We start from the raw sequence: 26,643 nt of genomic DNA, 5'->3' as shown, positions 1-26,643 counted from the left end.
TCAGCGGATGCCGGCGAGCTTGTCGATGATGGCAGTCTTGACGCCCTCGATGTGGCTGCGCATGGCGTCGTGGGCGCGCGCCTCGTCGCCGCTCGCCACCGCGTCGAGCAGGGCGGTGTTCTCCTCGGCGCTGAATTTCGGCCGCACCGGGTTGCGATAGGCGTTGAAGACGTGGGTGCGGCGCCGGAGTTCGCGGATCATTGCCGCCAGCAGCCGGTTGCCGGCGGCGTCGGCGATCTCGCCATGCAGCGCGTTGTCGACTTCCCAGATCTCCGCCAGCGTAGGCGATGGCAATTCACCCAAAGCGGCGATCGAAGCGCGAATGCTCGCCACGCGCTCGGAGGGAATGCGTCCGGCGGCCAGCCGTGCCGCTTCCGCCTCGAGGAGCTGGCGCACGTTGAGCAGTTCCACGAAAGCCTCGGTCGAGAACGGGCTTACCGTGACGCCGCGATTGGGCTGCTTGTAGATGAGGCCTTCCGCTTCCAGCCGGCCGAGAGCCTCGCGCACCGGCGTCCGCGACGCATTGAGACGCTCGGCCATCTTCCGTTCGACGATCACGTCGCCGGGCCGCAGCTCGCCACGGATCAGGATGTCGACGAGCTGCTCATAGACCTGCTCGGTCAGGTTCGGCTTGTCCGCCTGCAGCAGGCCCGTGTTCAGAATCGCGCTCATCTCGTCCCCCTTGCGTTCGGCCAATGTCATAGCCCGTGACGTGTGGCGTTGGAAGACATTTGGGATGGCTGCGGTATGCCATCCACGGCCGGTATTCCAGTGGCGGACGATGAAATTTGACATTCATTCGCAAGCGGGCTTGGCAAGGTTGCGCAAACACTTTATACCAATGGTATACCATTGGCGTGCAAATACAGCCGCCCGACGGAAGGAGATTTCGATGGCCATTCGACCCTGGCGGGCGACCGCCATTCAGATGCGTAGCGAAAGGGCGACCCAGGCCGCCGATGCCGCCGCCGCCAGGGCGGTCATCGCCGGCAATCTCGATCGGCTGATCCGCCTGATCGAGACCGCCTCAGCCTCTTCCGCCAAGCCGGACCTCGTGGTGTTTCCCGAATTCGCCTTGCAGGGCCCGCCGCTCGGCCGGCCGGTGGCCGAGTGGATCGATTGGGCCTGCGCCACCATTCCCGGCCCGCTCACCGAGCCGCTGCAGGCGCTGGCCCGGCGGCAGCGCATCTACATCGCCGGCAACCTGTTCGAGGCGCCGCCGGAATGGCCTGGCCGCTATTTCAACTCGTCCTTCCTCATCGATCGCAATGGCGAGGTGATTCTCAACTACCGCCGCGTCAACACCGCGGCCTTCCCGTCCGTGCACGACTTCATGACCGACTATCTGGCCGTGACGCCGTCCGATCAGGTCTTCCCTGTCGCCGACACCGAACTCGGCCGTCTGGCGCTCATCCCCTGCGGTGAGATCAACGTGCCGGAGGTGGCCCGTTGCATGATGATGCAGGGCGCCGAGGTGATCCTGCATCCCACCAATTCCAAGTTCACTGTTGGCCAGGAGGCGGCCAAGGTCGCCCGCGCGGCCGAGAACATGTGCTACCTGATCTCAGCCAACGTCGCCGGTCCGATCGGCTTTTCGCCGGACAATTCCATCCTCGGCGGCCGTTCGCACATCCTCGACCATTTCGGCGACACGGTCGCCTTTGAAGAAGAGGCCGGGGAGGGCGTCGGCGTCACCGGCTTGATCGACATCGAGCGGCTGCGCGCCGACCGCCGTGCCGACACCGGCACTCACAATCCGCTGCTGCGTGCCCGCTTCGAGATGTACCGGCCCTTCTACGGAGCGGCCGAATTCTATCCGCCGGACCAGTTCCTGACCGTTCCCATGGCGGGGGAGCAGGATACCCGGACCGCCGTCGAGATGGCGCGCGCCAACCTCGAGCGACAGCGTGTGCTCGAGCCGCTGACCAACGCCTGACCTATCCCGAATTCACAGGAGAACTTCCATGATCACCGCAGAAGAAAACGAACAGCTCTGCCGCGTCGGCAAGGGCACGCTGATGGGCGACCTGTTCCGCCAGTTCTGGCTGCCGGTCTGCAAGTCTTCGGAGCTGAAGGCCGATGGCGACCCCGTCCGTCTGATGATCCTGGGCGAGAAGCTGATCGCCTTCCGCGACACCGAGGGGCGCGTCGGCGTGTTCGATCACCGCTGTCCTCATCGCTGTGCCTCGCTGTTCTTCGGCCGGAACGAGTTGGGCGGCATCCGTTGCGCCTATCACGGCTGGAAGTTCGACGTGACGGGCAAGTGTCTCGATCAGCCGAACCTTGAGGACAAGAATCGCTATCCGGCCGGTACGCCTGCCTTTGCTTACCGCGTGCAGGAAAGTGGCGGCCTAGTGTTCGCCTATATGGGCGAACGCCAGGAAAACCCGCCGCCGCTGCCGGAGATCGAGGCGATCATGGGCGAGGGGGACGACCGTAACATCGCCCTCACTCATCGTGACTGCAACTACATGCAGGCGCTCGAGGGCGACATCGACACCTCTCATCTCGGCTTCCTGCACGCCGGCGGCATTGACGGCGAAAGGCTCGACTTGTCAGATCCCGAGGTCTTCACCGTCACCGAAAAGGCGCCCAAGATCAACGTCACCGTAGCGCCGTTCGGAACCATGTATTCAGCCCAGCGCGACGCCTATGAAGGCACCGAGCACCAGCGCTACGCCTCCTACATCTTTCCCTTCTGGGTCACTTATCCCGGTGGCGGCCATCTCGAGACCAGCCGCACGGTCAATGCCTGGGTACCGATCGACGACGAGAGCACGATGATCTTCAACATCGACCTCAGTCGCGCGACCGGTGGTGGCAAGAAGTCTCTGAAATACAAGGACGGCACGCCGGTCAATGGACTGGCGCGGCCCGTCGAGTATCTACCGACCACGACCGACTGGAAGGGGCGCTGGCGCCCGGCCAAGGATCGGAGCAACGACTACGGCATCGATCGCGAGTGGCAGCGCAATGGTGACAGCTATACCGGCATCGTCGGCATCCCGCTGCAAGACCAGGCCATCCAGGAGTCGATGGGGCCCGTCGTCGACCGCACCCTCGAACATCTGGCGGCGTCCGATCGCATGGTCATCCTGACGCGGCGCGTCATGCTCGACGCTGCCATCGACTGGCGCGACAATCGAAAGTTGCCCGAGGTGGTCGACCATCCGGAATACTGCCGCGACGCCCGTGGTGGCGACATCATCGTCCCCAAGGGTACGGACTGGCTTGACGGCTATGAAGAGAAGATGGCTGCCGTCAAGGGCTACCGGCCCAACATCCGGGCCGCCGAGTGACCTTCCGAGCCGAGTGTATTTCGATCCGGCGCGGCTGAAACGCGCCGGATTTTCCATGCCGCCAAGGGGCGAGGCCCTGGCGACCAAGTCAAGGACCCGACCCCATGACCGACCGCGTACCGCTGCGCCTTCGTATCGCAGCCATCCGCTACGAGGCCGACTCCGTCCGATCGTTCGAACTCGTCGCAGAGGACGGACGCGTCCTGCCGCCGGTGGAAGCAGGCGCCCACATCGATCTGGCGCTTCCCGGTGGATTCACTCGCAGCTACTCCATCATCAATACCACTGGACCGGCCGACCGCTATCTCATCGCCGTCAACCGCGAAGCCGACAGTCGCGGTGGTTCCGCCCATCTCTGCGATGTGGCGCGGGTGGGGGACCTCATTGACGTGACGCCGCCGCTGAACACTTTCCGCCTGGCAGAGGATGCAGAGGAAACCCTGTTGCTGGCTGGTGGCATCGGCATTACGCCGATATTGGGCATGGTGCGGCGCCTTAAGGCGCTCGGCCATTGCTGGCGCCTCGTTTACGCGGCGCGCAGCCGCGCCGCCGCCGCCTTCCTGCCGGAAATATTAGTTCTGGCCGCTGCCAATCCGGGTGGTGTCACGCTGCACTTCGACGACGAGGCCGGCCGTTATCTCGACGCGGCGGCGGCTATCGGTGCCGCCAGCCCGCAAGCCCACCTCTATTGCTGTGGTCCGGAGCCGATGCTGGCCGCTTTCAAGTCGGCGACCGCCGGGCGGGATCCCGACCGCATCCATGTCGAGCATTTTGCCGGTACCGCTGCGCGGCCGAGCGGCGAATTCACCGTGATGCTGAAGCGGTCCGGCCGCACCATCGTCGTGCCGGCGGGCCGAACGATCATGGAAGTACTGCAGGAGGCGGGCATTCGCGTCGCCTATTCCTGCCGCTCGGGTGTCTGCGGCACCTGCGAGACGCGGGTGCTCGACGGCGTTCCCGACCATAAGGACAACGTCCTGTCGCCGCGCGAACAAGCGTCCGGCAAGGTGATCATGATCTGCTGCTCTGGTGCCAAGAGCGATCTTCTGGTGCTCGACCTTTAGAACCACAGCGCCCCGGACTTGCGTCCAGGGCGTGGTGGTTTGGTGAAATCGTTCGGCCAAGTTCGGCGTTAGCCGCCGGCCTCCACCTTGGACCGGGCGCGCCAGGGGATCATGATCCGTTCGAGCTGCTCCAGCACGGCAAAGAACACGATGCCGATCAGCGAGATCAGGATGACCGCGGCGAATTGGCGGGCGATGTCGAAATTGGCGCCGGCCACGACGATGATGTAGCCCAGACCGCTGTCGGCACCGATGAATTCACCGACGATGGCGCCGATCACCGACATCACCGTGGCCAGCTTGAGTCCGCCGAAAATGCTGGGCAGGGAGTGGGGGAGGCGGAATTTCCAAAAGCTCTGCCAGCCCGATGCGCCCATCGAGCGCGAAAGATAGATCATCTCGCGCGAGACCGACTTGAGGCCCATCACCGTGTTGATGACCACCGGAAAGAAGCTGAGCAGGACGACGATGACGATCTTGGGCGTCATGCCGTAACCGAACCAGGTCAGCAGCAGCGGGGCGATGGCGACCTTGGGGACGGTCTGGCTGGCGGCGATCAGCGGATAGACGGTTCGTTCCATGATCGACGAATAGGCGATCAGCACGGCGAGCGGGATGCCGATCGCCACGGCGAGGGCGAAGCCGATGAGCACCTCGCTGAGAGTCACCAGCGCATTGGGCAGTAGTCGGTGCCAGTAGTTGCCGAACACTTCGGCGATGGCTGAGGGCGCAGGCAGGATGAATGGCGGCACTTCAGCGATCCGGCAGATGATCTCCCACAGGAACACCAGCACGAGGACCGTCCACAGCACCGGCGGCACGGCGCCAAGGATCCGGACCGCGATATTGGGACGAGCTGGCTTCTCGCTGTTGGCGGACGCGTCGGCGGGGGGGATGTCGGCGATAGCGGACATGGCTCAATACTCCTCTCTGAACACGCCGAGACTCTTAAAGATGGCAGTGATTTCATGGATGTATTCGAGGAAGCGCCGGTCCTCGCGCATGGACAGGCGACGCGGACGTGGCAGATCGATGTCGATGATGCGTTCGATCTTACCCGGGCGAGGCGACATCACCACCACGCGATCGCTGACGAAGATGGCCTCAGTGATCGAATGGGTAATGAAGAACACCGTCATGTCGTTGTCGGCGCAAAGGCGCAGCAGATCGATCTGCAACTGATCGCGCGTCATGGCGTCGAGCGCGCCGAACGGCTCGTCCATCAGCAGCAACGGCGGCTTGTGCAGCAGCGCCCGGCAGATGGAAACGCGCTGGCGCATGCCGCCCGACAGTTCCTTGGGGTAGGCATCCTCGAAGTCCTGCAGCGACACCATGCGCAGCAGCGCCCGTGCTCGCTCGCGCGCCTCGCCGAGGTCGAGCTTGCGGATCTCCGCCTGGATCAGCACGTTCTGGATGGCGGTGCGCCATTCCAGCAGCACGTCCTGCTGGAACACGATGCCGGCCTTGGCATAGGGGGCGTCGATCAGCTCGTCGTCGACCAGGATGGCGCCCGATGTCGCCGGCGCCAGACCGGCCAGCAACATCAATAGCGTGCTCTTGCCGCAGCCCGACGGCCCCAGTACCGAGACGAATTCGCCCCGCCGGATCTTGAGGCTGACGTCCTCCAACGCCTGGACGCGGCCGTTGCGGCCGTCGAATGATTTGTGGATGCCCTCGATGGAAACGTGTCGTGGGCGGTCCGGCATGTCCCGTTCCGGGCGCAGCGTCGAAGTATCTGGCATGACGTTCATCATCTCGATGGGATGCGCCCCACTCCCTCATGGTCGTTCCGGTCGTCAGGTGTCGACCGGACCGGACAGTTCAGATTGACCGGATGATGCCGCCATCGATGCGGATCAGGCTGCCGGTGACGTAGGAGGCCGGCGCTCCGGCGAAGAAGGCGGCGATGGCGCCGAACTCTTCGGCCGTGCCGTAGCGACCGGCGGGAATGCTGGCGGCGGCGTCGCGGGCGACGTCCTCGACGCTGCGGCTGCTCCGTCGGGCCGCCGCCTCGTCGAGCGAGGCCACGCGGCTTGTGGCGATGCGGCCCGGCAGCAGCATGTTGACGGTGACGCCGTCGGCTGCGACTTCGCCGGCCAGCGTCTTCATGAAGCCGACGAGCGAGGAGCGTAGCGTGTTCGACAGGGGCAGATGTGGGATCGGCTGGACGACGCCGCTTGAGGCTATGGTCAGGATTCGGCCCCACTTACGCGCGCGCATGGCGGGCAGCAGGGCCGTCGTCAGCGCGATCACCGGCGCCACCATGCGGTCGAATTCGGCCAACAGCGCCGCTGCGGACACATCGGACGCGGTGCCCGGCGGTGGGCCGCCGGTATTGTTGACCAGGATGTCGACGGACCCCTCGAGGGCCGACAGGATGGCCTCGACGGCGCCGGCTGTGCCGAGTTCGGCCGGCGCGAGGCGGCAACGCTTGGCCATGTCGCCGGGCAGGGCGGCCCTTGCGGCTTCCAACCGCTCGGCCGAGCGAGCCGACAGGGTGACAAGCGCCCCCTCGGCGAGCAGCGCCCGGGCAACGGCAAGGCCCAGCCCCTGGCTGGCGCCGAGAACGAGAGCATGGCGGTTGCTGAGTTGGAGGTCCATCTTATCATCCACGGGCGAAGACGGGCGGGACGGCGCGTTGCACCGCCCCGCAGACACTGTTCGCGATTAGTTGCTGGCTGGCAGGTAGCTGCCGTTGTAGATGCTGTCCGGCTTGAGGCCGGGCTTCATGCCGCTGTATTTCTCCAGGAGGGAGATGGTCTGCTCGACGTCCGACTGTGCGACCCAGCCGTAGGGTTTGCCGGCCGAAGCGGCGGTGTGCTCGTACTGGGGCATCACCCTCATCTCGAGCTTGATTTCCGCCTCGTCCGAATCCGGCCGCGCCTTCATGAAGAGGGCGAAGGCGCCATTCTGATCGGCGACGGTCGCGGCCTTGCCCTTCTGGAGGGCGGCCAGGAATCCGCGCACCGCCGCTTCGTTCTTGGCGAGGAAGTCCTTGCGGACGATCACCGAACTGCCCAGCAGATTGACGCCGTAGTCGGCAAACAGCAGCGGCTTTTCGATCGGTGCTTTGGCGGCCACCTTGTCGCCGTCCGGATTGGCCCAGCCGTTGATGAAATCTACATCGCCCTTTAGGAGCGCCACGCGGTCGTTGTTGCCATTGATGATGATGACGTTGACCTTGGAGAAATCGACGCCATTGGCCTCGGCGAAAGCCTTGATCATGCCGTCTTCGAAGTTGGCCGCGTCCGTGCCGAAGCGCTTGCCTTCGATGTCCTTCGGCTGGGTGATCCCCGATCCCTTGAGGCTGATGACCGACGTGGGATCCTTCTGCAGCAGGCCGGCCACCGCGATCAGGGTGTCGGCGCCCGCCGCCTGCTGGGCCTGGGCCAGCGCGCCGAGGCCGGCGATGCCGATCTCGAAGTCGCCGCTGCCGACCGCCTGGATGGTGCCGGTCGATCCGTTTCCATCGACGATGTTGACGTCGAGCCCCTCGTCCTTGAAGTAGCCCTTGCTGGCGGCGACAAACAGCGGAATGTCGACCGCGCCGGCAATCCAGGCCAGACGCAGGTTGATTTTTGTCGGCTCTGCCGCGAGGCCCTGGCTGGCACTCGCGATTCCCAATATGGCCATTCCAATGACTGGCGCCATGGCGCGCACTAGCATGTGTCTCATTTGGTTCCCCGTTATCCGCCATCTCGCGTGGCATTCAGATGGTATGCCAGAGGAATATCAGCTGTCAACCAAGATGTCGAACTGTTAGGCAGGTCGTGCTTGTGGCGCTGAAATGGGCATTTGGGGCAGCATTGGGCAGTTCGGGTACGTCGGCAGTTTCCTTTGATTTGGTTTCGCGCCGTGACGGCAAGGCTCCAGGCGCTGCCCAGGTGGCGCGAGATATACGAGGTCCGTTGCCGTATCCGCCTATTGGCGGCGGGAACGCCCTGGCTGGCGCCTTGCGGCATCAAACGTCGGTCGCCGCCTTCCGACCGGCCGGGATCGTTACCCTGATGCAGATCTCGTGCCTAAATTAAGAAAAAATACTTAGTCCCGGCGTTTGGCGGCAACGAGGAGCTCCCGCCAGCGGCCGAGGGCGTTGTGCAGTAAGGTAGAGGTGCGCCGCGGCGACCGGATTCCGCGCCGGGAAGGGCGGATGGGGGCGGCGGTTCAGGGGAAGGCGTTGTGCGTCAGGATTTGCGGTCGGTTCTCAGAACGCCGGCCCTGATGAGGTTGGCGATCGCCCTCTCATGCACCGGGCTTAGGTCAGCAGCCGTTTCGATCGACTTTTCCGCCAGTCCATCCGGCGGATAAAACTCAGCCGCGCCATAGTAGCCGCGATACATCTCGAACCGACTGCGCAGCAGCCCGTTGCCCATGCCGGTGTCCCGCCGTGCCGCCTGCAGCGCCTCGACGTCGATCATTGCCGAGGTGGCGACGCTCTCGTCCTCGCCGTCGTCGAAGGCGATGAAATCGCCGTTGTAGTCAACGATCTGCGAATGGCCGCCACGCTCGGCGCCGTTGCTCGAAAAGCCGATACCGCCGGCGACGTTGGCCGAGATCAGATAGCACATGTTTTCGGCCGCCCGGCAGATCTTGGCGGCGTCTGATCGCCGATTGGCCGGCTCGTTCGATGGATGCAGCAAGACCTCCGCGCCTCGCATCATCAACACCCGCGACAGCTCAGGCACCAGTACCTCGCCACACGGAAAGATCGCTAGGCGCCCGAGTTCGGTGTCGACAACGGGGAAGATGCCGTCCTCACCATAGGCCGCCCGATACTGGCTCAAGATGTCATGCGGCGACGTCCAACTAGCGGTGTTGATACGCCGGTAGCGCAGGATGACCTCACCCTTCGGGTCGAGCAGGAGCGACGAATTGAAGTAGCGATCGGGCCACTGCGCATCGACCTCGAAGTGGTTGCCGGCGATATAGATACCGAGCCGGACGGCCACCTCGGCGAGACGCTCGGTGATCGGCCCGGGGATGGGTGCACAGGCGCGTTCGATCCAGGCACTCACAGGCGTGGCGCGAGGCGGTCCCTGAAAGACGAACTCCGGCAGCACCACCAGCCGGGGAGGGGTGGGTGAGGCGCAGGCCAGTTCAATCTTGCCGATGGCATTGGCAAGATTGGCCTCGATGATCGCCGTCGCTTCCTCCCGGCTCGTCGCGTCGCTTGCCACCAGGCTCTTCATTTGAATGCACGTGGCGCGCCACGAGGTGATTGCCATTTCCACTACTCCGTTCGGGTTGCGGGGAATCAATTTCCATGCCAATGGTGTTCCATTGGAATACCAAGAATGATTGCGCGTCAATGGCCGGCGTTGTCAGTCGGAAAATGCCATCCGGACCACTGCGGACTTGCCGTCACCAAATGTTTGGCGCACTAGTGGAATACCAGCGATCGACCAATGACATGCTGACGGGAAAGGCAGGAAAGTGACTACAGTGACGAGCGCCGCCACGGACACTCGAGGAGCGGATTTTGCCGCCACCGACGTTACCCTCAGCGAATATGCCTACGGCCAAATCCTCGACCACATGTTGAACGGCCGTCTGCCCGCCGGCTCTGTGCTGCAGGAACGCCGACTTGCCGAAATGTTGTCGATCTCGCGCACTCCGGTACGCGAGGCGCTGGGCCGGCTTGAGACGGAACAGCTGATCACCCGCCGCCAGGGCCGCATGCTCTACGTGGCCGATGTCACCGTGGAGAACTACGTCAATTTGCTCGACCTGCGCCGTATCCTGGAAATGGAAGCGGCGGCGCGGGCGACTGGTCGCGTCAGCGCGGAAGATGCGGCCGCCGTCGAGAAGGCTATCGACGATCTCGTCCACGTCACCGAGATTACGCCGGCTCATCATTGGGCGGTGGACGAAATGGTCCACGGCACCATTGCCGACGCTGTGGGCAATCCGCTGCTGACGGCCTCAATCCGCGATCTCCGGCGGCGTACCCACCTTTTCAACACAGCCCGCATCCCCAATCGCCTGCTTCCCGGCGCCAGCGAGCACATCGAGCTTATTCACGCGGTGATGGGCGATGATCCCGAGCGGTCGCGTCGGCTGATGGGTCTGCACCTCGACAATGTTCGCGACGCGATCATCGACTTTCTCCTCGGTCGCCGCCGGTCATAGCCGTTGCTCGGCGGCGACTGCGTCGCCATCAGCCTAGGGCCGCCAGCCGCCGCTCCTGACGGGAAATCAGCCGCTCGACCTCGACCACAGCCGCCGCCGGCAGCAAAGCGCCCGGCCGACGCTGCGCGGCAGAGGCGATGGCGCCACGACGCTTCAGCACGTGCTTGCGGACCGCCAGCCCGATGCCGGGCTGCTGCTCGTAGCGGACCAGCGGCAGATAGGCGTCGAAAATATCCTGCGCCCGATCCATCTCACCGGCGCCGGCCAGACGACAGACCTCAACCATCATCTCCAGATAGCCGAAGCCGGTCATGGCGCCGTCGGCCCCACGGGCGATTTCTTCGGGCAGGAAGATGCCGCCGTTGCCGCACAGGATGGACAGCCGGCGCCGCCCCTTCGCCTCGGCGGCGCGTAGCGCCGATATCTTGGCCAGCCCGGGCCAGTCCTCGTGCTTCAGCATGACGATATCGCTGTGCGCTTCGACGATGCGGCCGAGCGTGTCGATGCTGATCTGGACGCCGGTCGACAGCGGAAAGTCCTGGAGCACCACCGGAACGCCGGAGCCAACGGTTTCCATTACCTCGCCGTAGTAGGCGGTGATCTGTTCGTTGGTTCGCAGCACCGACGGCGGCGCGACCATCACGCCCGCGGCGCCAAGGTCCATCACCGCCCGCGTCAGATCGCCGATCGCCGCGAGGCCAGGCGCCGACACGCCCACCACCACCGGCCGGTTGCCGGCCCGCCCCAGCGTCCGGCGGGTGATGGCGAGCGCCTCGGTCTGGGTGAGCTTTGGCGCCTCGCCCATCATGCCGAGGATGGTGAGGCCATCGGCGCCCTGCTCGAAATAGAAGTCGGTGACGCGATCGATGCTCGCTTCGTCGATGGTGCCATCGTCGGCAAAGGGGGTGACGGCAATGACGAAGACGCCGCGGCTATCGGAATTAATCAGGGACATGGCCTCTTTCCAGGATGGGCGCCGCGGCGCGAAAGCTGTTGGGGACCGGCTGCGCGCCCGTCGTCGGTTCGCAACAAAGCGGCGCGGCCAGTCTCGCCAACAAGTGGAATACCAGTAGAATACCGAAGGTGTATCGTCCAGTCTCTTTGATGCTGGGCCTGACGCCAATCTGCAAAGGCGTACCGCCGCCGCGCCTCGTTTGGGATGCCGCCACAAAGCACTTGCCGTGTTTCGTCCTTTGGAATACCGTCGATATACCAAATGGGGGTCAGCATGCAGACCATTCTCATTTCCGGCGCAAATCGCGGCATCGGCCTGGAGTTGGCGCGTCAGTTCTCGGCGGCTGGCTGGTCGATCGTCGGCACAGCCCGCCGCCCGGACGAGGCGACCGAGCTTAAGGCGCTGCCGGGGACGGAGGTGCTGCCGCTCGAGGCAACGGACCCGTCGTCGATCGATGAACTGGTCTCCCGCCTCGGCGGGCGGCCAATCGACGTGCTCATCGCCAATGCCGGCGTCGCGATCCACCTGGAGGCCACTCCCGTCGAAGTGACGCGGGAGGATTTTCTCGCCGTGCTGGCCACCAACAGCTTTGCGCCACTGGCGCTGGCTGGGGCGTTGAAACCCAATCTACTCGCCGGCCAGCATCGCGTCGCGGCCGCCATGTCGAGCCTGATGAGCTCGATTACCGCCAACGACTGGGGCACCCAATACACCTATCGAGCCTCGAAGACGGGGCTCAACGCCCTCTGGCGAGCCTTGGCGATGGAGTGGCGGTCGATCGGTATCACCGCGGTGCTGCTCAGGCCCGGCATGGTCGCCACCCGGATGACCGGCTATCGCGGCATCCCGGTGGAAATGAGCGTTGCCGGCATGAAGATGGTTGTCGAGCGCCTGACCCCGGCCGATGCCGGCCGGCTGATCGGCTACGACGGCAGCGATGTGCCTTGGTGACACTGTGGAGGTCCGCCCATGCCGACTGTACTCATCACCGGCGCCAACCGTGGCATCGGCCTCGAATTCGCCCGGCAATATGCGGCCGACGGCTGGCACGTCGTCATGTTGAACCGGACGCTGCTGGCCAGCGCCGCGCGCGACATGCTTGGTCCACAGGCGACCGAGTTTTTCTATGATGCCCTCGATGACGCCAGCGCGGCCGAGGCCGTCCGATCGCTGTCCGGCACGCCCGTTGACGTTGCCATCCTCAATGCCGGCCTCGGCGCTGGCCCGGATCTCCCGCCGGAGGCCATCCGTCGGGACCACTGGGAAGCGACGATGCTGACCAACGCCTATGCGCCGCTGCATCTGGCTGCTCTCCTTGAGCCCAACCTGCGCGCCGGTTCCCACAAGGTTCTTGCGTCGGTGTCCAGCCTTGCCGCGTCCATGGCGGACTATGATGTGCCGCGCCAGTTCGTCTATCGCGCTTCGAAGGCGGCGCTGAATCAGCTCTGGCGCAATCTCTCGGTCGAATGGCGCCCCTGGGGGTGCATCTGTCTGGCGCTTCGCCCAGGCCGCGTCTCCACCCGCATGACCAACTTTTCCGGCGAGCTGACGCCAGCGCAGTCGGTCGTCGGTCTCAGACAGGTTATCAATGATGCGACGGCAGCCGAGAGCGGCTGCCACATAGGCTATGATGGCCGCGTCGTGCCCTGGTAAAGGCGTGCCCGCGTGAAAACCCACCATCGGTTCGCTCTTGTAGGCTGCGCTGGCCTGCGCAATACCTCAGGTTCGCACCCATCCCGCGAGTTGGCCGCCACCTCGTAGAAGTCGCTTTTGCTGTCACATTTCCGGTTAGCAAAATCAGTAACTTACGTCGAATGTTCAAATCAGGCGACATCCCCCTGCAACCATCTTGCCGCGAGGGAAGCGACCATCGCCTGATCGGGTTGTTCTTGTCCAAAAGAGCGATGCGTCAGCCGATCAAGGCGCTGCTACCACTTTTTGAGAGCAACGCCGTATCTGCGGACCGCATAGCCAACCTGACGTGGCGACAGACCGAGTAACCTGGCGGCCTTTGCCTGCGACCAGCCGGCAGCCGTCAGCGCCTCAAGAAGCTCATCTCGCCCCACAGGAAGCCCTGCCTCTGTGGTGGCGTTGGCGGAGAGAGCGCGGGGTTTCTCAGTGAAGGTCTCTGTTGGTGTGGGGGGAGGAGTGGTCTGACAGACTCCGAGCGACCGGCAACAGCCTTGTCGGCAGGAGAAGCTCGCCGCTGACACGACCGGCCCGTTGGCCATGACAGCCGCCCGTTTCACACAATTTTCAAGCTCGCGGATGTTGCCCGGAAAGTTACAGGCAATAAGCAGATCAACGGCGTCCACGCCAAGTGTGTGCCGTCCCCCATTTGCCCTGTCGAAGTCCTCGAGGATACGCCGGGCCAGCTCTGGTATATCCGCGCGCCGGTCGCGCAGCGGTGGCAGCGCCACAGGCACGACGGAAAGCCGATAGTAGAGGTCTGCCCGAAACGACCCGTCGGCGATAGCGGCGGCGAGATCACGGTTGGTCGCGGCCACGATGCGGACATCGGCACGCAACGTGCGTGTTCCCCCCACCCGCTCGAACTCGCCATCTTGAAGAACGCGCAGTAGCTTCACCTGGAAGGCCGGGGAGGTGTCGCCGATCTCGTCGAGAAACAGCGTGCCTCCGGCCGCCAGTTCGAAGCGCCCCTTGCGTTCGCCCGAGGCGCCGGTGAAGGCGCCTCGCTCGTGGCCGAACAGCTCGCTCTCGATCAGCGCCTCCGGCAGGGCGGCGCAGTTGACCTTGACGAGTGGGCCGGTGCGAGCGGAATGCCGATGTAGCATTTCGGCGAACAGGCCTTTGCCAGTGCCACTCTCGCCGAGAATCAACACAGGCAAGTCTGTCGGGGCAGCGCGACGAACGGTGTCGGCCGCCGCCAGCATGGCCGGGTGCTTGCCGACAACGCAATGTGGCCGGTCGCGACCATCGCAAGCGGACTCCCTGATGCCCGCCGGCCTTGCTCCGTGAATAGCTAGGAGCCGTTTCAGTTCCTCCACTGCGTCGGCCGGCGGGTTGCGATCGAGAATGCCTGCGATACGTGCGATGAGGCGTCGCCCATCGTCGTCCCCGACGGGGGCGCGGCGTGCGATGGCAGGGAGTGGACGGTCGAGGACGGAGGCGAGGTCGGTCACGGCATCAATCCCTTTCGACAGAAACGCGATAGTCGCCGCCAATCACCCAAAACTCACGCTCCGAGCGCAGCGGGAAGAAGGTGAGCAGCGTGTTGGCAAACAGGATCTTGGAGAGCGGAACGTCGACCGTCAGGATGGTGTGGCCGAAGCAGTCGGCCACCCAGCGGTCGGTCGTGAACGAGCAGAGGCTGTTGAGCCGCAGGATGAAGTGGTGGCGATCGAGATGGTTGACGATGTGGTGCTCGTGGAAGCCGTCGACGCCGCGATAAAGATGGACGTGGCTTTCGTCGGGGTAGACGAGATAGGCCAGCACCCACTGGACGTATTCGTAGAGCAGGTCGAGCTGCGAGAAGATCGAGTTGGTGTGGAAATCGCTTTCCATGCGCTCCTCGACGTAGGTCAGGAACGAGGCATCTCCGATGGTACCGATCGGGTCATGGTGGAAGCCAGGTAACAGACCAAAGCGACTTTCCACCCAGCCTTTCAGCACGGCGGCCTCGCGGCTGGAGCTGTCGTAGCCCCAGCCGATCAACAGGCGAAGGAACGACGAGCGGAACGGCCGGCGGATGCCGCAGTCGTCGCTCTTCTGAGCAAAATCGAGGCCATAGACCGCCACCATGTATTTCAGGAAGGCATCGGAGGCGTCGGCCATGTTCTCGGCCTTGGCCAGCATTTCGAACAGTGGGTCGTTCATCTCGCGTACGCCGGAGATGTGCAGCGGCGCCGGCTGGTCGTTGAAGCCGACCGAGGCGATCAGCCCGGTTGGTAATCCAACAAGATTGGTACCGTGCGGCAGGCTCACCGGCGTCGTCATGTCAGCAGGCGCAGCCGCCGGCCGCCGCCGCGGCGATGGCCGGGAAGGCGATGCGCGGCACCGGCATCGTTGCCGGGCGGGCGGGTAGCGTTTCCAGCGCGGCAAGGCAGATGGGCGGCAGGCCGAAGTGACGGGCCCCCGCCACCATATAGGCGACGTATTCGGCGCTCGGAGGCGCTGGCGTGCGGCTGTCGTCGAGCTTGTAGAGAACGACGCCAAGCGATCCGTCCGGAGTCTCGACCGTAACAGGAGAATGGAAGTGGCTTCCGGTGCCGTTGAGGCGGACGCCACGCACCTTGTCGAGAAAGTCCGCTTCGCGCGTCGACAGCGCCACGACGATGCCATGCACCGACGCGCCATCCTCGGCCAGTACTGTCTCCTCGCCGCCGTCCCAAAGGTCGTTGTGACCAAAAAAAGCGAGGCGATGATCACGCAGCTCGCCAATTGCCTTCACCACGGCGCCGGGGCAGCACGCGGCAAGGCGTTCGGGATTGAGATCGGCGCCATAAAGAAACTGTAACACCGGACGGTTGACGGCCATGTCCGCCTCCTTACTGGACTGTCGGGTGGGTGATGGTGGCGATGACGCCGACACCTGGCAGCGTCTCGGATGTGTATTCGAGGCCGAGTTGGGCGAGCTTGGCGGCGAACCAACGCGGCAGGTGCTCACAGATTACTTCGACTTCGGCGAAGCTTCCGCCTTCGAGCAGAGGGAACAGGATCTGGCGCGAATTGAGACCGGGCAGCTTGCGCATCACCGCCGCGACGTCGACACGCAGCCGGCCCTCGCCAAGGTTCTCGGGCGGTGGAACTTCCACTTCGCGACCGCAGGCCAACGCCTTCCGCCCGCCACAGCTGGATGTGGCACAGCCGGCGGTGGCGCAGGCCGACGCGCCTTGCTGGGCGGTGATCTCCAACTGCCGGCGCTCGACCATGGCGAGCTGATCGTCGAGGCTGCCTTCGGAGGTCCAGCAGGAGAAGCCCATTTCCTGGCCGAGCAGCGAATAGATATAGCCGTTGCGATCGCCCGAGATCAGCGTCCGGCAATCCCTGAGGCTAGAGGCTACCCGCTCGACGAGGCCGCGCACCAGCGGGATGGAAGCGCCGTCGGGCAAGGCAAAGGCGAATTCGCCGATCTTCGACCAGCGGTCACCGCCGCCTTCATAGAGATGGATGACGCCGTCCTCGTAGAGGCTGACGGGACGGCCGGCGGCATCGGTGTGCACGGCAATCTTCATGGCGTTTCTCTTCAGCTTGGAAATAGGGGAGCGGCGGGCGGCGTATCCACCGCCCGTGGGGCTTCTCACCAGACGTTGAGCAGCCATTCCTTGTTCTTCTTGACTTCCATGTCGTTGAAGAGAGCATTGGCCATCTGCTCGGCGAGCCAGGTGGCGCCGGCATAGCCAACCACTGGGTTGCGGAACATGCCGGCCCGGTCGTAGGTCGGAAAGCCGACGCGCACCATGGGGATGTTGTAGTCGATCGACACGAACCGTCCCTTGGAGTGGCCGAGGATCAGGTCGAGTTCGAGGCCCTTGTTCTTGATGCGGTCCTCAAGATCCCAGAAGTCGGCGTTGGTAACGATCTCCATGGGATAGTCGACGTTGTCCTGCAGTGCCTTGATGCGGGGATCGTTGACATAGCCGGCGTTATCGTCGCCGAGCAGCAGCAACTGCGGCTTCATCTCGAGATCGAGGCAGAATTCGGCCAAACCGATGGCCAGATCCGGATTGCCGTAGATCGCCACCTTCTTGTCGGCGAGGAACATGTGGGCGACATCGGTGATGGCGTCAATGGCGATGCCGCGTTCCCTGACGAGGCTTGCGGGGATCGGTTTACCGGTCACCTGCGACAGCTTTTTGAGCAGCGCGTCGGTGTTGCGGATGCCGATCGGCGTCGGTCCGACGGTCGAGGGAACTTTGAATTTCTTCTCAAGCAGTTGCGCCGCCTTGCCGCCTTCGTAGCGATTGAGTGCGAAGGTGTGGATGGCCGAACCTGTCGCCTGCAGATCCTCGATGGTGGTCGAGCCATGCGAGACGGCCTTGCCATCCGGCATGATCGGCGAATCGAAGCTTTCGATCTCGAACAGCACGGTGGCGTCGATATCCATCTCTTTCAGAAGGTGCTTGAGCTCCTTGACGTCGCCGGGATTCACCCAGCCCGTGATCAGGTTGATCTTGCCGGTTGGGGCTCCCTTCTTGGCGAACTTCTTGACGAAGTCGCGCACGGCGACATCGTAGCCCGACACCATCGAGCCGACGAAGCTGGGCGTGTGGATGGGCAGAAGATGCACCTCCCGATCGGCGAATTTCTCAGCCAGCAGGCCTTCTTCCAGTTTGGTGATCAGGCCGTCGATGTCGTCGCCGATCACTTCGGTCGAACAGGTGGAGATGATCGGCACCACCTTTACATGCGGATAGCGGGAGAGCAGCACATCCACCGCCGTTTCGACGCGGTCGAGAGCGCCGAACACCGCGCCGTCCTCGTGGACCGACGACGAGGCGATCTCGAAGCTCTCTTTCAGATGTTGGGAGATCAGCAGGCGGACAAACATCACGCAACCCTGACCGCCGTGGACGATGCCGATGCAATCCTTGATGCCGATCGACGCATACTGGGCACCGGCTGGCTGGCAGGTGAAGATCGGATTGATGGTGCCGATCCGGTCCTTGACCTTGACTTCGCAATTCATGGGTCGGCTCCTTCAGTAGTTCTGGACGGTCAGCTCTTCGTTCAAAGAGCCGTCGATGGTCAGCCAGTCGATGCGGGCGTGTAGCTTGTCTATGATCGACTGGATCTCGTCGGCGCCGAGGTCGGCGAGCCAGAGGCAGCGCTCCTTGAAATTGCGGGCGAGCAGCACCGCGTCGACCCAGTGGCATTTGTCGAGCGGTGTCGGGTTGTCGACCACCTCGCCGACCAAGAGTTGCGCCGTCTTGCCGAGAATGCCTGCGTTTTGCTTGCGCCGGTCCCAGCCGCGTGAGTTGAACTGCCACAGGCAGTTCTTCATGATGTAGGTCTCCATCTCCGAGATCTTGGCGCGCAGCTCCGGGTCGACATCGGCCAGCGGATCGTGGTCGTAGAGCTTGGGGTAGTTGGCCCGCGCGACGTTCTTCTCTTTGCCTTTTGCCATGACGACCTCCTTCACTCGGCGGCTGCGGGGGCGACACGGCGTTCGAAGGCCGGATAGGTCTTCTGGCGCAGATCGGGAATGGGATCGAACTTGCCGGTGTAGCCGGTGAGCGGCGATGCCTTGGCCTCAGCTGACAGGCAGGCGTCGGACAGCATGCGGCGGGTGACGAAGCCCTTGCCGGTTTCGTAATCGTCCTTGGAGATGTCGATGGCCGACAATTGGTGCATCGGCGAATAGACGGCGTTGTAGATGTCGCGGGCAAAGCGCACCCAGCCCTCGAAACCCTTGTAGGGGCCGTTGTGATAGGCGTGGGCGTTGAGGTAGGGCACGCGCATCTTCTTGGCGACTTCGCCCGGCCGTTTGCCGGTGAAGATCACGTCCGGCTTCAGCGTCAGCATCGCTTCCTGGTTCTCAAGCTCGTTGGGATCGTCAATGGCCAGCGCCCCCTCGCCGCAGCGCGATACGCCCTTCTCCATGTCGCCCTGGTGGCCGAACTTGGTGTAGACCGAGACGACCTTGACCCCCATCTCCTCCTGGATGGCGTGCGCCCAGTGCCACAGCTTGGAACCGCCCGGCCACAGGCAAACCTTCTTGCCCTGGAGGCGCTCCTTGTACCAGTCGAGCTCCGGCTTCCAACGGGCGGTCTCCTCGGCGATGATCGCCTCGGCGCGGTCCTCAATGCCAAAGAACAGGCCAATCTTGCGCAAGCTGTCGCCGAGCGCCTTATGCCCGAAACCGTCGATGTCGAGGCGCGGGATGCCGTAACGGACGCGCAGTTCGTCGCAGAGGTATTCGGCCGAGCGGGCACATTCGAGTACGTTGAGATGGGCCCGGTGCATGCCGCGCAACGAGTCATAGGTGCTGTTGCCGGTGAAGGTGGACAAAACCTGGATGCCCATGCGCCTGAAGAAGTCGAGCATGACTTCCTGGTCGCCCTGGATGTTATACTCGCCGACGTAGTTGATGACGTAGTCGGAGGTGATCTCCGGCTCGAGGGTGCCAACCTTCTGGTTGAGCCAGGCGATGTTGATCTTATGGTGGCCGCCCGACTGCGACGGACCGCCGAAGCCCGGCGAGTTGCAGACGAAGATATCGACCTCGGGCCGCTCCGCCATTACCTCCTCGGCGATTGCCGACATATCGTCGCCGATCAGCGCGGTGGCGCAGGTCTGGTAGATGGTCATTCGCTTGATGTCGGGGAAGGCATCGAAGGCTTCGAGGATGTTCTGCTTCAATAGTTTTTCGGCGCCGAAGACGATATTTTTTTCCTTTACGTCCGAGGCGAAGGTGTACTTCAGTTGAAAGTTGTTGTTGTCGGAGATGTAGCGCTTGGTCTGCCAGGTGTCGTAGGTGCAGCCGACCGGGCCATGGCTGAGATGGATCACATCCTTCATCGGCGTGCCGATGACGTGCTTGGCGCCGCAATAGGCGCAGCCGCGTTCGGAAATCGTGCCGGGAATGGTGTTGAGGTAGCCCTTGGGCAGGCAGGAAGTGAGGTCTTCGCCCGGTCCTTTGACCACGGCGTGCAGCTTGCGCTCGGGGATGACCTTGCTGACCTCGAATTCATGATACGGCATGGGAAACGTCCTCTGCATGGGGAGGGAGGGCGCCACCGCGGCAAACAGGTGCCGCGGCAGATAGCCAGGCGGTCAGCTCAGTTGAGCATGCCGTATTTGACGACCATGGATTCGAGCTGGTCCATGGTCAGCGGCCGCGGAATGACGAAGTCTTCGTTCTCGATGATCTTGCGGCCGAGCTCGCGATATTCGTTGGCCTGGTTCTGGGCGGGATCGAACTCGGTCACCGTCTTCTTGTTGAACTCGGCCTTCTGGACGATGTTGTCGCGCGGCACGAAGTGGATCATCTTGGTGCCGATAGCCGCCGTGAATTCCTCGAGGAATTCCTTCTCACCGTCGACGTTGCGGCTATTGCAGATGATGCCGCCGAGCCGGACTCCCGACTGCTTGGCATATTTGACCAAGCCCTTGCAGATGTTGTTGGCGGCGTAGATGGCCATCATCTCGCCGGAGGCGACGATATAGACCTCCTGCGCCTTGCCATCGCGGATCGGCATGGCGAAACCACCGCAGACGACGTCGCCAAGCACGTCGAAGAAGATGAAGTCGAGATCCTCGGTATAGGCCTCGTTCTCCTCCATCAGGTCGATGGCGGTAATGACGCCGCGACCGGCACAGCCGACGCCCGGCTCCGGGCCGCCGGATTCGACGCAACGGATGTCACCGAAGCCCTTCCTCATCACCTTGTCGAGGGTGACCTTCTCGGCGCCGTGGATGCGTAGCGTGTCCATCACCGTCTCCTGCGGTTTGCCACCGAGGATAAGGCGAGTGGAGTCGGCCTTGGGGTCGCAGCCGTGGATGAACACGTGTTTGCCGTGGAAATAGGAGAGAGCGGCTGCCGTGTTCTGCGTGGTTGTGGACTTGCCGATGCCGCCCTTGCCGTAGATGGCTACCTTGCGCGTCGTCATATCGTTTTCTCCAGGGGGAGGACTTGGGAGGGCGGTGGATAGCCGCCGATGACGAGATCAAGGATCGCAACTGTCGTGCCACGACTTTAGTATTAGAAAGCAAGTGAATGGCTCCCATGCATTTTTCGAAAGCATGTCTCTAGAAGATTGATTTGAAAGGCGTTCCTGTTGTTGAAAATGGTTCGCATCTTCTTGGTATTCACATCGACGTAAAATCAGATTGGGAACTTACATTTTGGGAAATCTCGTACCCTGAGCGCACCACGTCGGACTTTTGAAAGTTTTACATTTTCGGAAATTTACCCAGCCGAATTCACCGAAAGGGGCAATTCCTTCTCCGGCTCAGCAACAATTAAAAACGCCCCGGCGGAGGGATCCGACCGGGGCGTCGAAGACTGGGGTTGAATGGATTTAGCGTCTGGGTAGCTGCGGCGTGCCGGTACGGAAGGTCTTATAGCTGATGCCGTAGCGCTCCATTCTGAGGCCGAGCATGCGTCGGGTCAGTCCAAGCTCATTGGCGGCAATGCCGACGTTGCCGTTCGAGGTCTTGAGCGCGTCAACGATCATCTCGTATTCGACCGCGTGGATCTTGCTTTCGAGACTGACGCCAAAGGTGGTGCCGGTCTCGTCCGGCGTCTGTAGCGATGGCGGCAGATTGTAGCCATGGATCACGTCGTCGTCGGACAGGATAACCGCTCGCTCGACGACATTTTCGAGTTCGCGCACGTTGCCGGGCCAATGATAGGCCATCAACATGTTGAGGGCGGGCGTCGAGATGCGCTTGATGGTCTTTTGATTGGCCTTGCTCGATTGCGCCACGAAATGGTCGGCCAGCAGGATGACGTCAGAATCGCGATCCCGGAGCGGCGGCACGGTGACCGGCACGACGTTGAGGCGGTAATAAAGGTCCTCGCGGAATTCTCCGCGCTCGATCATGGCGACGAGGTCGCGGTTGGTTGCGGCGATGATGCGGACGTCGACTTTGAGCGGACGGGAACCACCGACCCGCTCGATCACCCGTTCCTGCAGCACCCTGAGCAGCTTGGCTTGAACAGCCAGAGTCAGCTCGCCGACTTCGTCGAGGAAAATCGTTCCGCCATCGGCCTGTTCGAACGAGCCCTTGTGGGCGGCAAACGCGCCGGTGAAGGCTCCCTTTTCATGACCGAACAAGCCGCTTTCAGCGAGGTTCTCGGGGATGGCCGCGCAGTTGAACTTGACGAACGGGCCATCGGAGGCAGCGCTCGAATAGTGGATGGCGCTGGCCACCAACTCCTTGCCGACGCCACTTTCACCGAGGATCAACACCGTTGCCCGGCTCATGGACACCTTGCGGATTAGCTCATAGACCTCCTGCATCGGCTTGGAGTTGCCGATGATGTTGGCCGGCTGATAACGCTCCTTCAGTTCGCTCCTGAGGCGCAGGTTCTCGGTCTCGAGCGCTACCTTGTCGACGTTGGCGATGAGATAGAGCTCGGCGAGCGGCGCTATCATCAGCGCGATGGCGGCTATGAATTCGGCGTCCTGCTTGAGGAGAAGCTGGCTGCGATAAACGCGTTCTCCAGCGATGGTGCCGAGTACTTTTTTCCCCAGCATGATCGGCACGCAGATGAAGGCCGCCTTTCCGCGCCGCTCGCTTTCCGGCGAACCGGTGCGGTTGAGGAAATCAGCGCTCTCGGCGAGGCGTGGCACGACGATGGCACTGCCGCTTTCCACCACCTTGCCTGTGATGCCCTCGCCGGGCGCATAAATGCCGCGCTTCCTCTCGTCGTCGGAGAGGCCGAAACTCTCGTGGATGAAGATGGTGTCGGAGCGGCGGTCATAGAGCGTGATGATGCCGCGATCCATGTGCAGGCTGACGCGCATGATATCGAGGATTATATGCAGGGCATCCGACAGGCCGGAACTCTCCGAAACCACCTGGTTGAGGCGGTAGAGAACCGGCAGCGTATTGACCCGGCATTCGCCGGTACCGCAATGCGAATAGTCGTCGACCGGCGTGCCGAAGCTAAGGCTGGCGTCGAGCTGATCGGCAGAAAAACGAGCGTCGTTGGCCACTCTTCGGTGTCCCGTTGTCCCGCCTCCCGATGTTTCCTCAAGACTTTTGATGCAAACAGCGGACCAGCGACGCCTGATGGAGGGCTCAAATTGCGTGCAAATATCGGGGAAGCGCTCTATCCTCCTACTGCTCTGAAATCGCTAGGAAATTCTCGTTCAATCGCGTGGCTGCCGCGCCAAAGGTTTTGAGCCGGGCACCAACGTCGGCCTCAAGCGTCGCTGCCCGCTGTCCGAGTGCCATGTCGAGGCTCGCTCGATAGGCGGGAATCGCCTGCCAATCGGGCACAGTTCGAGGCGTGATCTCAACGTGATACTGAAAGCCGTAGGCATATCTGCCCCAGCGCATCGCCTGCACTGGCGCGGCGGCGTTTCCGGCTAGGATAACCGCCCCGTCGGGCAGTCGTTTTACCTCGGCGCCGTGCCACTGGAAGCAGTCGACCTCGTCCGGAAAGCCTTTGAAGACTGGATCGTCTCGTCCGGCCTCTGTGAGCCTTACGCTTGCAAGGCCAACCTCCGGCGCTGCCATCAGGCCGACGGAACCGCCGAGCGCATCGGCGAGCAGTTGATGCCCAAGGCAGATGCCGAGATAGGGCCGGCCCAGATCGCGAACGAAGCGGCGGATGGCGGCCTTCTCCGCGACGAGCCAGGGCAGTTCGGCTTCCTGCCAGACGTCCATCGGCCCGCCCATGGCAACGAGAAGATCGAAGGGATCGAGCGGCGGAATTGGCTCATCCTCATCGAGTTCCACCGTCTTGATTGTATGACCGGCCGCCGTCCACAGGGCGGTGAAGGTGCCGGGATGCTCGACGCCGAGATGCTGAAAAACAAGGATACGCATCCCATCAACCGATCTGGAAGGCAGAGAGGGTAGCGGGCACCTCAACGCCGGGCTGGTTGCGTGGGTCGGGCTCGGGGGCGCCAACTGTGAGATGGATCGGCAGCACGCCAGCCCAGACCGGAAAGCTGTAGTCTTCCTCGTTGTCCTCTGGCGGACCGGCCCGCAGCTTGGCCGACGCCTCGCTAAGGGGCAGAGACAGAATGGCGGTGGCGGCGATCTCCTGTTCGGTGACCGGCCGCAGATGCTCCCATTGGCCCGGCACGTAACCATCGACGAAGCGCTTCAGCAGGCGGGTTTTTTCGGTAGGCTCGGTCACCGCCTCGGGCTGGCCGAACACCATGACCGAGCGATGGTTGATGTTGAAGTTGTAGGCCGCGCGCGCCAGCACCAACCCGTCGAGGATGGAAACGGTGAGGCAAACCTCCGCTTCGTTGGTCGCCTTCATCATGCGGCCGTGGGCGGCGCCATGCCAGTAGATGCGATCACCCTCGCGCCACTGCAGCGTCGGAGTCACAATGGGGGCGCCGTCGTGGATGTAGCCAACGTGGGCGACCGGCATAGCATCAAGAATAGCGTAAATGGTCTCTCGGTCGTAGTGGGCGAGCCAACGGTAGCGATTGACGCGGGTGCGAGCGCTGGGAGCGGTCGGCGGAGCAGCATCGGGCACGGAGAAATTCCTCTCGGAGTTATGGAATACTCTGGCAACTGCATAACGCAGGCCACTTGCGCCATCCGAAATTTACAACTTTAAAGGGTGATTAGGTGTGCCTCGACCGGGTCCTTGGCGAGCAAGCAGATCCTGGCCCATAGCGCGTCTCTCCACGCGGGAGAAACAATTGACTATCAACGTCTTAGATCCAACACCCAAGATTGGTATCTATAACCCCAAACCGACAGCGCCCGTCCTGTGTATGCCATTGGGAAGGAAAGGAAAGCCAGGGTCGAGCCCAATGATGCTCGCAGCTATATGGATCACTGAAAGCCACATCTCCGTACCTTGAAGACCGGGCGGCTGACCGTCCGCGAAGGCAAAGCCGGCACCTGCCTGCCAACGTTCGGACGTCCGCAGCAGGATGTCTTCAGCTATAGCTTCCACCTCGGCGCGGCGATGATCGGTCTGCCGAAGGCAGAGTGTGAGAGGATGAACGGTGTCGAGGATATTGCAGGCGTTGTAGGCGGCGCCTGCGAACCCGCCATTTGTCCGGTAGTGCAGGAGGACGGTACCGATGGTCGCTTCGGGATAGGGGAGGGGCATGCCGAACTGGGCGTAGGTGCCTCGGGTGAGCCGGTAGAAGCCGTTGACCGGCTGCAGCCAGCCGTCGGCATCGGTAGGCCTGCCCCAAAGTCCGGTCGTCCGGTCCGCCCGCATGGTGAGCCAACCGAACAGGGTTGAAAGCTGCCCCCGAGCGGAGAAATAGCGGGCGTTGAGGTAGAGCCCGGTGCCGATGGCATCGACAGCGGCGCCGGCGCCCCAGGCATTGTTCGTCCACGGCAGGGTCTCGAGCCAGGCGCAGAGGGACGAAGCGTCGATGTCGACAGCGGAGACGAGATGGAGCGGCTGCGCACCGAGGATTTCCAGCGCATAGCCGACGGCCAGCACATTATAGAGCGCCAGCGGGTCGTTTCGCAGCGGAGTGCCGACTGCGGGTGGTCGGGCCGGGTCGGGGAACAGCCCACTCGCCGCGTCCTGCAGCGCCTGCAATCGCGCGAGTGTGGCGGAGCGCACCGGGCCGCCAGCACCATTTCCCTCCGGGAGCAGCGCTTCCTCGACCGCGCCGAAGCCGGCGGCGATTTCCAGTGCATCGCAAAGATGGCGGGCGCTTGGTCGGACGACGCCGTCGGCCTCGGGCGAGAGATAGTCGTCATCGGTCCGGTGGCGCGACAGGATCTGCCGCCAGTCCGCCGCGACGCGCGCACCGAGGGCGCTGAGAGCCCGTTCCGTTTCTGTGCGTCGGCTCGGTGTGGTCCGGCGAGTTTCGCCGCGCTGGCGGACCACCTTGGCCGGAACGCCCGCAACGATCGCGAAGGGTGGCACGTCCCGCGTGACCACGGCACCGGCGGCGATCACCGCTCCACGGCCGACGCTGACGCCGTCGACGATCACCGCGTTGGCGCCGATCCAGACGTCATCGCCGATCTCGATGCCGGTGGAGATCAGACCTTGGTGATGGATGGGGCGATCAGGATCCTCGAAGCCATGGTTGAAGCCAACGATCGAGACGAGCGAGGCGATCCTCACGCCATTGCCGCAACTCACCTTGCCGGAAATGCAGGCGTAGGCGTTGATGGTGCAATCATCGCCAAAGGCGATATCGCCGCGTACGATCGCATGAGCAGCGATCCACGACCGTTCGCCAAGAACCAGACGCTCCGTGAACACGTCCGCGCCCGGAGCGACAAAGGCGGTTGCTGCTATGCGCGCACCGGCATTTCGCGTCAGGTCGGCGATCCGGGCCTGATGGGCCGGATCGGTGATGTCCGCATCGGTTCGCTCCCAGCTAAGGACGGCGATGCGCGCCTTACGGTTCGCTTCGGCGGCGATGCCGGTGTCCGCATGCGATTCGATCATGTTCGGGGTCTCTCATGGAAGCGGATGCGGCGAGGGCTCGGGCCGGTTCCGGCGCAGGCCTCGAGCCACATGGAAGAGGATCGGTGGAACACGTCTCTCATGGAAAATGCGTCGATATTTTTCCACATAGAAACTTTTTCCTGATCATCCTAGTATGCCCAC

25 protein-coding genes are annotated in these 26,643 nt (G+C 63.2%); 6 read left to right on the top strand and 19 right to left on the bottom strand.

Annotated features, from left to right (window positions below):
- Positions 1-672: a GntR family transcriptional regulator gene (locus AB6N07_RS21975; RefSeq protein WP_370675188.1), complete on the bottom strand. Its 672-nt coding sequence runs from the start codon at positions 670-672 to the stop codon at positions 1-3.
- A 220-nt stretch (positions 673-892) separates the two neighbouring features.
- On the opposite strand from AB6N07_RS21975, the gene AB6N07_RS21970 reads away from it, so the two are divergent.
- The 3 genes from AB6N07_RS21970 to AB6N07_RS21960 all read left to right on the top strand — a co-directional run bounded on the left by AB6N07_RS21970 (position 893) and on the right by AB6N07_RS21960 (position 4,363).
- Positions 893-1,936, top strand: a complete 1,044-nt coding sequence (locus AB6N07_RS21970; protein WP_370675187.1) for a nitrilase-related carbon-nitrogen hydrolase — start codon at positions 893-895, stop codon at positions 1,934-1,936.
- 28 nt (positions 1,937-1,964) lie between these two features.
- On the top strand, positions 1,965-3,299 hold the full coding sequence (locus tag AB6N07_RS21965; RefSeq protein ID WP_370675186.1) for a Rieske 2Fe-2S domain-containing protein: 1,335 nt from the start codon (positions 1,965-1,967) through the stop codon (positions 3,297-3,299).
- 104 nt (positions 3,300-3,403) lie between these two features.
- Complete coding sequence (locus AB6N07_RS21960) at positions 3,404-4,363, top strand: 2Fe-2S iron-sulfur cluster-binding protein (protein ID WP_370675185.1); 960 nt, start codon at positions 3,404-3,406, stop codon at positions 4,361-4,363.
- A gap of 68 nt (positions 4,364-4,431) precedes the next feature.
- Here AB6N07_RS21960 and AB6N07_RS21955 read toward each other — a convergent pair whose 3' ends face one another.
- From AB6N07_RS21955 to AB6N07_RS21935, 5 genes are all read right to left on the bottom strand, one after another.
- Positions 4,432-5,277: an ABC transporter permease gene (locus tag AB6N07_RS21955; protein WP_370675184.1), complete on the bottom strand. Its 846-nt coding sequence runs from the start codon at positions 5,275-5,277 to the stop codon at positions 4,432-4,434.
- Positions 5,278-5,280: 3 nt separating this feature from the next.
- Positions 5,281-6,069: an ABC transporter ATP-binding protein gene (locus tag AB6N07_RS21950; RefSeq protein WP_370675183.1), complete on the bottom strand. Its 789-nt coding sequence runs from the start codon at positions 6,067-6,069 to the stop codon at positions 5,281-5,283.
- Positions 6,070-6,184: 115 nt separating this feature from the next.
- Positions 6,185-6,964 carry an SDR family NAD(P)-dependent oxidoreductase gene (locus AB6N07_RS21945; protein ID WP_370675182.1) on the bottom strand — a complete coding sequence of 260 codons (780 nt, stop codon included), beginning with the start codon at positions 6,962-6,964 and terminating at the stop codon, positions 6,185-6,187.
- A gap of 66 nt (positions 6,965-7,030) precedes the next feature.
- The gene (locus AB6N07_RS21940) at positions 7,031-8,038 is read right to left on the bottom strand and encodes an ABC transporter substrate-binding protein (RefSeq protein ID WP_370675181.1); all 1,008 of its coding nucleotides are present in this window, start codon (positions 8,036-8,038) and stop codon (positions 7,031-7,033) included.
- A 509-nt stretch (positions 8,039-8,547) separates the two neighbouring features.
- Positions 8,548-9,588, bottom strand: a complete 1,041-nt coding sequence (locus tag AB6N07_RS21935) for a nitrilase-related carbon-nitrogen hydrolase (protein WP_370675180.1) — start codon at positions 9,586-9,588, stop codon at positions 8,548-8,550.
- A gap of 217 nt (positions 9,589-9,805) precedes the next feature.
- On the opposite strand from AB6N07_RS21935, the gene AB6N07_RS21930 reads away from it, so the two are divergent.
- Positions 9,806-10,492, top strand: a complete 687-nt coding sequence (locus AB6N07_RS21930; RefSeq protein WP_370675179.1) for a GntR family transcriptional regulator — start codon at positions 9,806-9,808, stop codon at positions 10,490-10,492.
- Positions 10,493-10,520: 28 nt separating this feature from the next.
- On the opposite strand, the gene AB6N07_RS21925 is transcribed toward AB6N07_RS21930, so the two are convergent.
- Positions 10,521-11,447, bottom strand: a complete 927-nt coding sequence (locus tag AB6N07_RS21925; RefSeq protein ID WP_370675178.1) for a dihydrodipicolinate synthase family protein — start codon at positions 11,445-11,447, stop codon at positions 10,521-10,523.
- A 273-nt stretch (positions 11,448-11,720) separates the two neighbouring features.
- On the opposite strand from AB6N07_RS21925, the gene AB6N07_RS21920 reads away from it, so the two are divergent.
- Together AB6N07_RS21920 and AB6N07_RS21915 are read left to right on the top strand one after the other, a co-directional pair.
- Positions 11,721-12,398: an SDR family oxidoreductase gene (locus AB6N07_RS21920; RefSeq protein WP_370675177.1), complete on the top strand. Its 678-nt coding sequence runs from the start codon at positions 11,721-11,723 to the stop codon at positions 12,396-12,398.
- An 18-nt stretch (positions 12,399-12,416) separates the two neighbouring features.
- Positions 12,417-13,100, top strand: coding sequence for an SDR family NAD(P)-dependent oxidoreductase (locus AB6N07_RS21915; RefSeq protein ID WP_370675176.1), 684 nt, complete (start codon positions 12,417-12,419; stop codon positions 13,098-13,100).
- A 275-nt stretch (positions 13,101-13,375) separates the two neighbouring features.
- Here AB6N07_RS21915 and AB6N07_RS21910 read toward each other — a convergent pair whose 3' ends face one another.
- The 12 genes from AB6N07_RS21910 to AB6N07_RS21855 form a co-directional block, all read right to left on the bottom strand.
- On the bottom strand, positions 13,376-14,590 hold the full coding sequence (locus tag AB6N07_RS21910; protein WP_370675175.1) for a sigma 54-interacting transcriptional regulator: 1,215 nt from the start codon (positions 14,588-14,590) through the stop codon (positions 13,376-13,378).
- Between the two features lie 4 nt (positions 14,591-14,594).
- Positions 14,595-15,404, bottom strand: a complete 810-nt coding sequence (locus AB6N07_RS21905; protein ID WP_370675174.1) for an NAD(+)--dinitrogen-reductase ADP-D-ribosyltransferase — start codon at positions 15,402-15,404, stop codon at positions 14,595-14,597.
- Position 15,405: 1 nt separating this feature from the next.
- Positions 15,406-15,945, bottom strand: a complete 540-nt coding sequence (locus AB6N07_RS21900; RefSeq protein ID WP_370675173.1) for a gamma-glutamylcyclotransferase family protein — start codon at positions 15,943-15,945, stop codon at positions 15,406-15,408.
- Between the two features lie 10 nt (positions 15,946-15,955).
- Positions 15,956-16,642: a Fe-only nitrogenase accessory protein AnfO gene (gene anfO, locus AB6N07_RS21895; protein WP_370675172.1), complete on the bottom strand. Its 687-nt coding sequence runs from the start codon at positions 16,640-16,642 to the stop codon at positions 15,956-15,958.
- Positions 16,643-16,707: 65 nt separating this feature from the next.
- Complete coding sequence (gene anfK, locus AB6N07_RS21890; RefSeq protein ID WP_370675171.1) at positions 16,708-18,096, bottom strand: Fe-only nitrogenase subunit beta; 1,389 nt, start codon at positions 18,094-18,096, stop codon at positions 16,708-16,710.
- 12 nt (positions 18,097-18,108) lie between these two features.
- Positions 18,109-18,534, bottom strand: a complete 426-nt coding sequence (gene anfG / locus AB6N07_RS21885) for a Fe-only nitrogenase subunit delta (RefSeq protein WP_370675170.1) — start codon at positions 18,532-18,534, stop codon at positions 18,109-18,111.
- Positions 18,535-18,545: 11 nt separating this feature from the next.
- Positions 18,546-20,111 (bottom strand): nitrogenase iron-iron protein, alpha chain, encoded by a 1,566-nt coding sequence (gene anfD / locus AB6N07_RS21880; RefSeq protein ID WP_370675169.1) that lies wholly within the window; start codon positions 20,109-20,111, stop codon positions 18,546-18,548.
- A gap of 77 nt (positions 20,112-20,188) precedes the next feature.
- The gene (gene nifH / locus AB6N07_RS21875; protein ID WP_370675168.1) at positions 20,189-21,019 is read right to left on the bottom strand and encodes a nitrogenase iron protein; all 831 of its coding nucleotides are present in this window, start codon (positions 21,017-21,019) and stop codon (positions 20,189-20,191) included.
- Between the two features lie 411 nt (positions 21,020-21,430).
- Positions 21,431-23,074, bottom strand: a complete 1,644-nt coding sequence (locus tag AB6N07_RS21870) for a sigma 54-interacting transcriptional regulator (RefSeq protein ID WP_370675167.1) — start codon at positions 23,072-23,074, stop codon at positions 21,431-21,433.
- A 124-nt stretch (positions 23,075-23,198) separates the two neighbouring features.
- Positions 23,199-23,912, bottom strand: a complete 714-nt coding sequence (locus AB6N07_RS21865; protein ID WP_370675166.1) for a type 1 glutamine amidotransferase — start codon at positions 23,910-23,912, stop codon at positions 23,199-23,201.
- A gap of 4 nt (positions 23,913-23,916) precedes the next feature.
- Entirely contained in the window at positions 23,917-24,579 is a 663-nt protein-coding gene (locus tag AB6N07_RS21860) for a pyridoxamine 5'-phosphate oxidase family protein (protein WP_370675165.1), read from the bottom strand.
- A gap of 210 nt (positions 24,580-24,789) precedes the next feature.
- Positions 24,790-26,481 carry a DapH/DapD/GlmU-related protein gene (locus AB6N07_RS21855; protein ID WP_370675164.1) on the bottom strand — a complete coding sequence of 564 codons (1,692 nt, stop codon included), beginning with the start codon at positions 26,479-26,481 and terminating at the stop codon, positions 24,790-24,792.
- Positions 26,482-26,643: the final 162 nt, after the last annotated feature.

The organism is Pleomorphomonas sp. PLEO (genome assembly GCF_041320595.1).
Classification (GTDB): domain Bacteria; phylum Pseudomonadota; class Alphaproteobacteria; order Rhizobiales; family Pleomorphomonadaceae; genus Pleomorphomonas.
The sequence above is the reverse complement of the archived record's forward strand: the minus strand, read 5'-3'. Positions and strand labels throughout refer to the sequence as shown.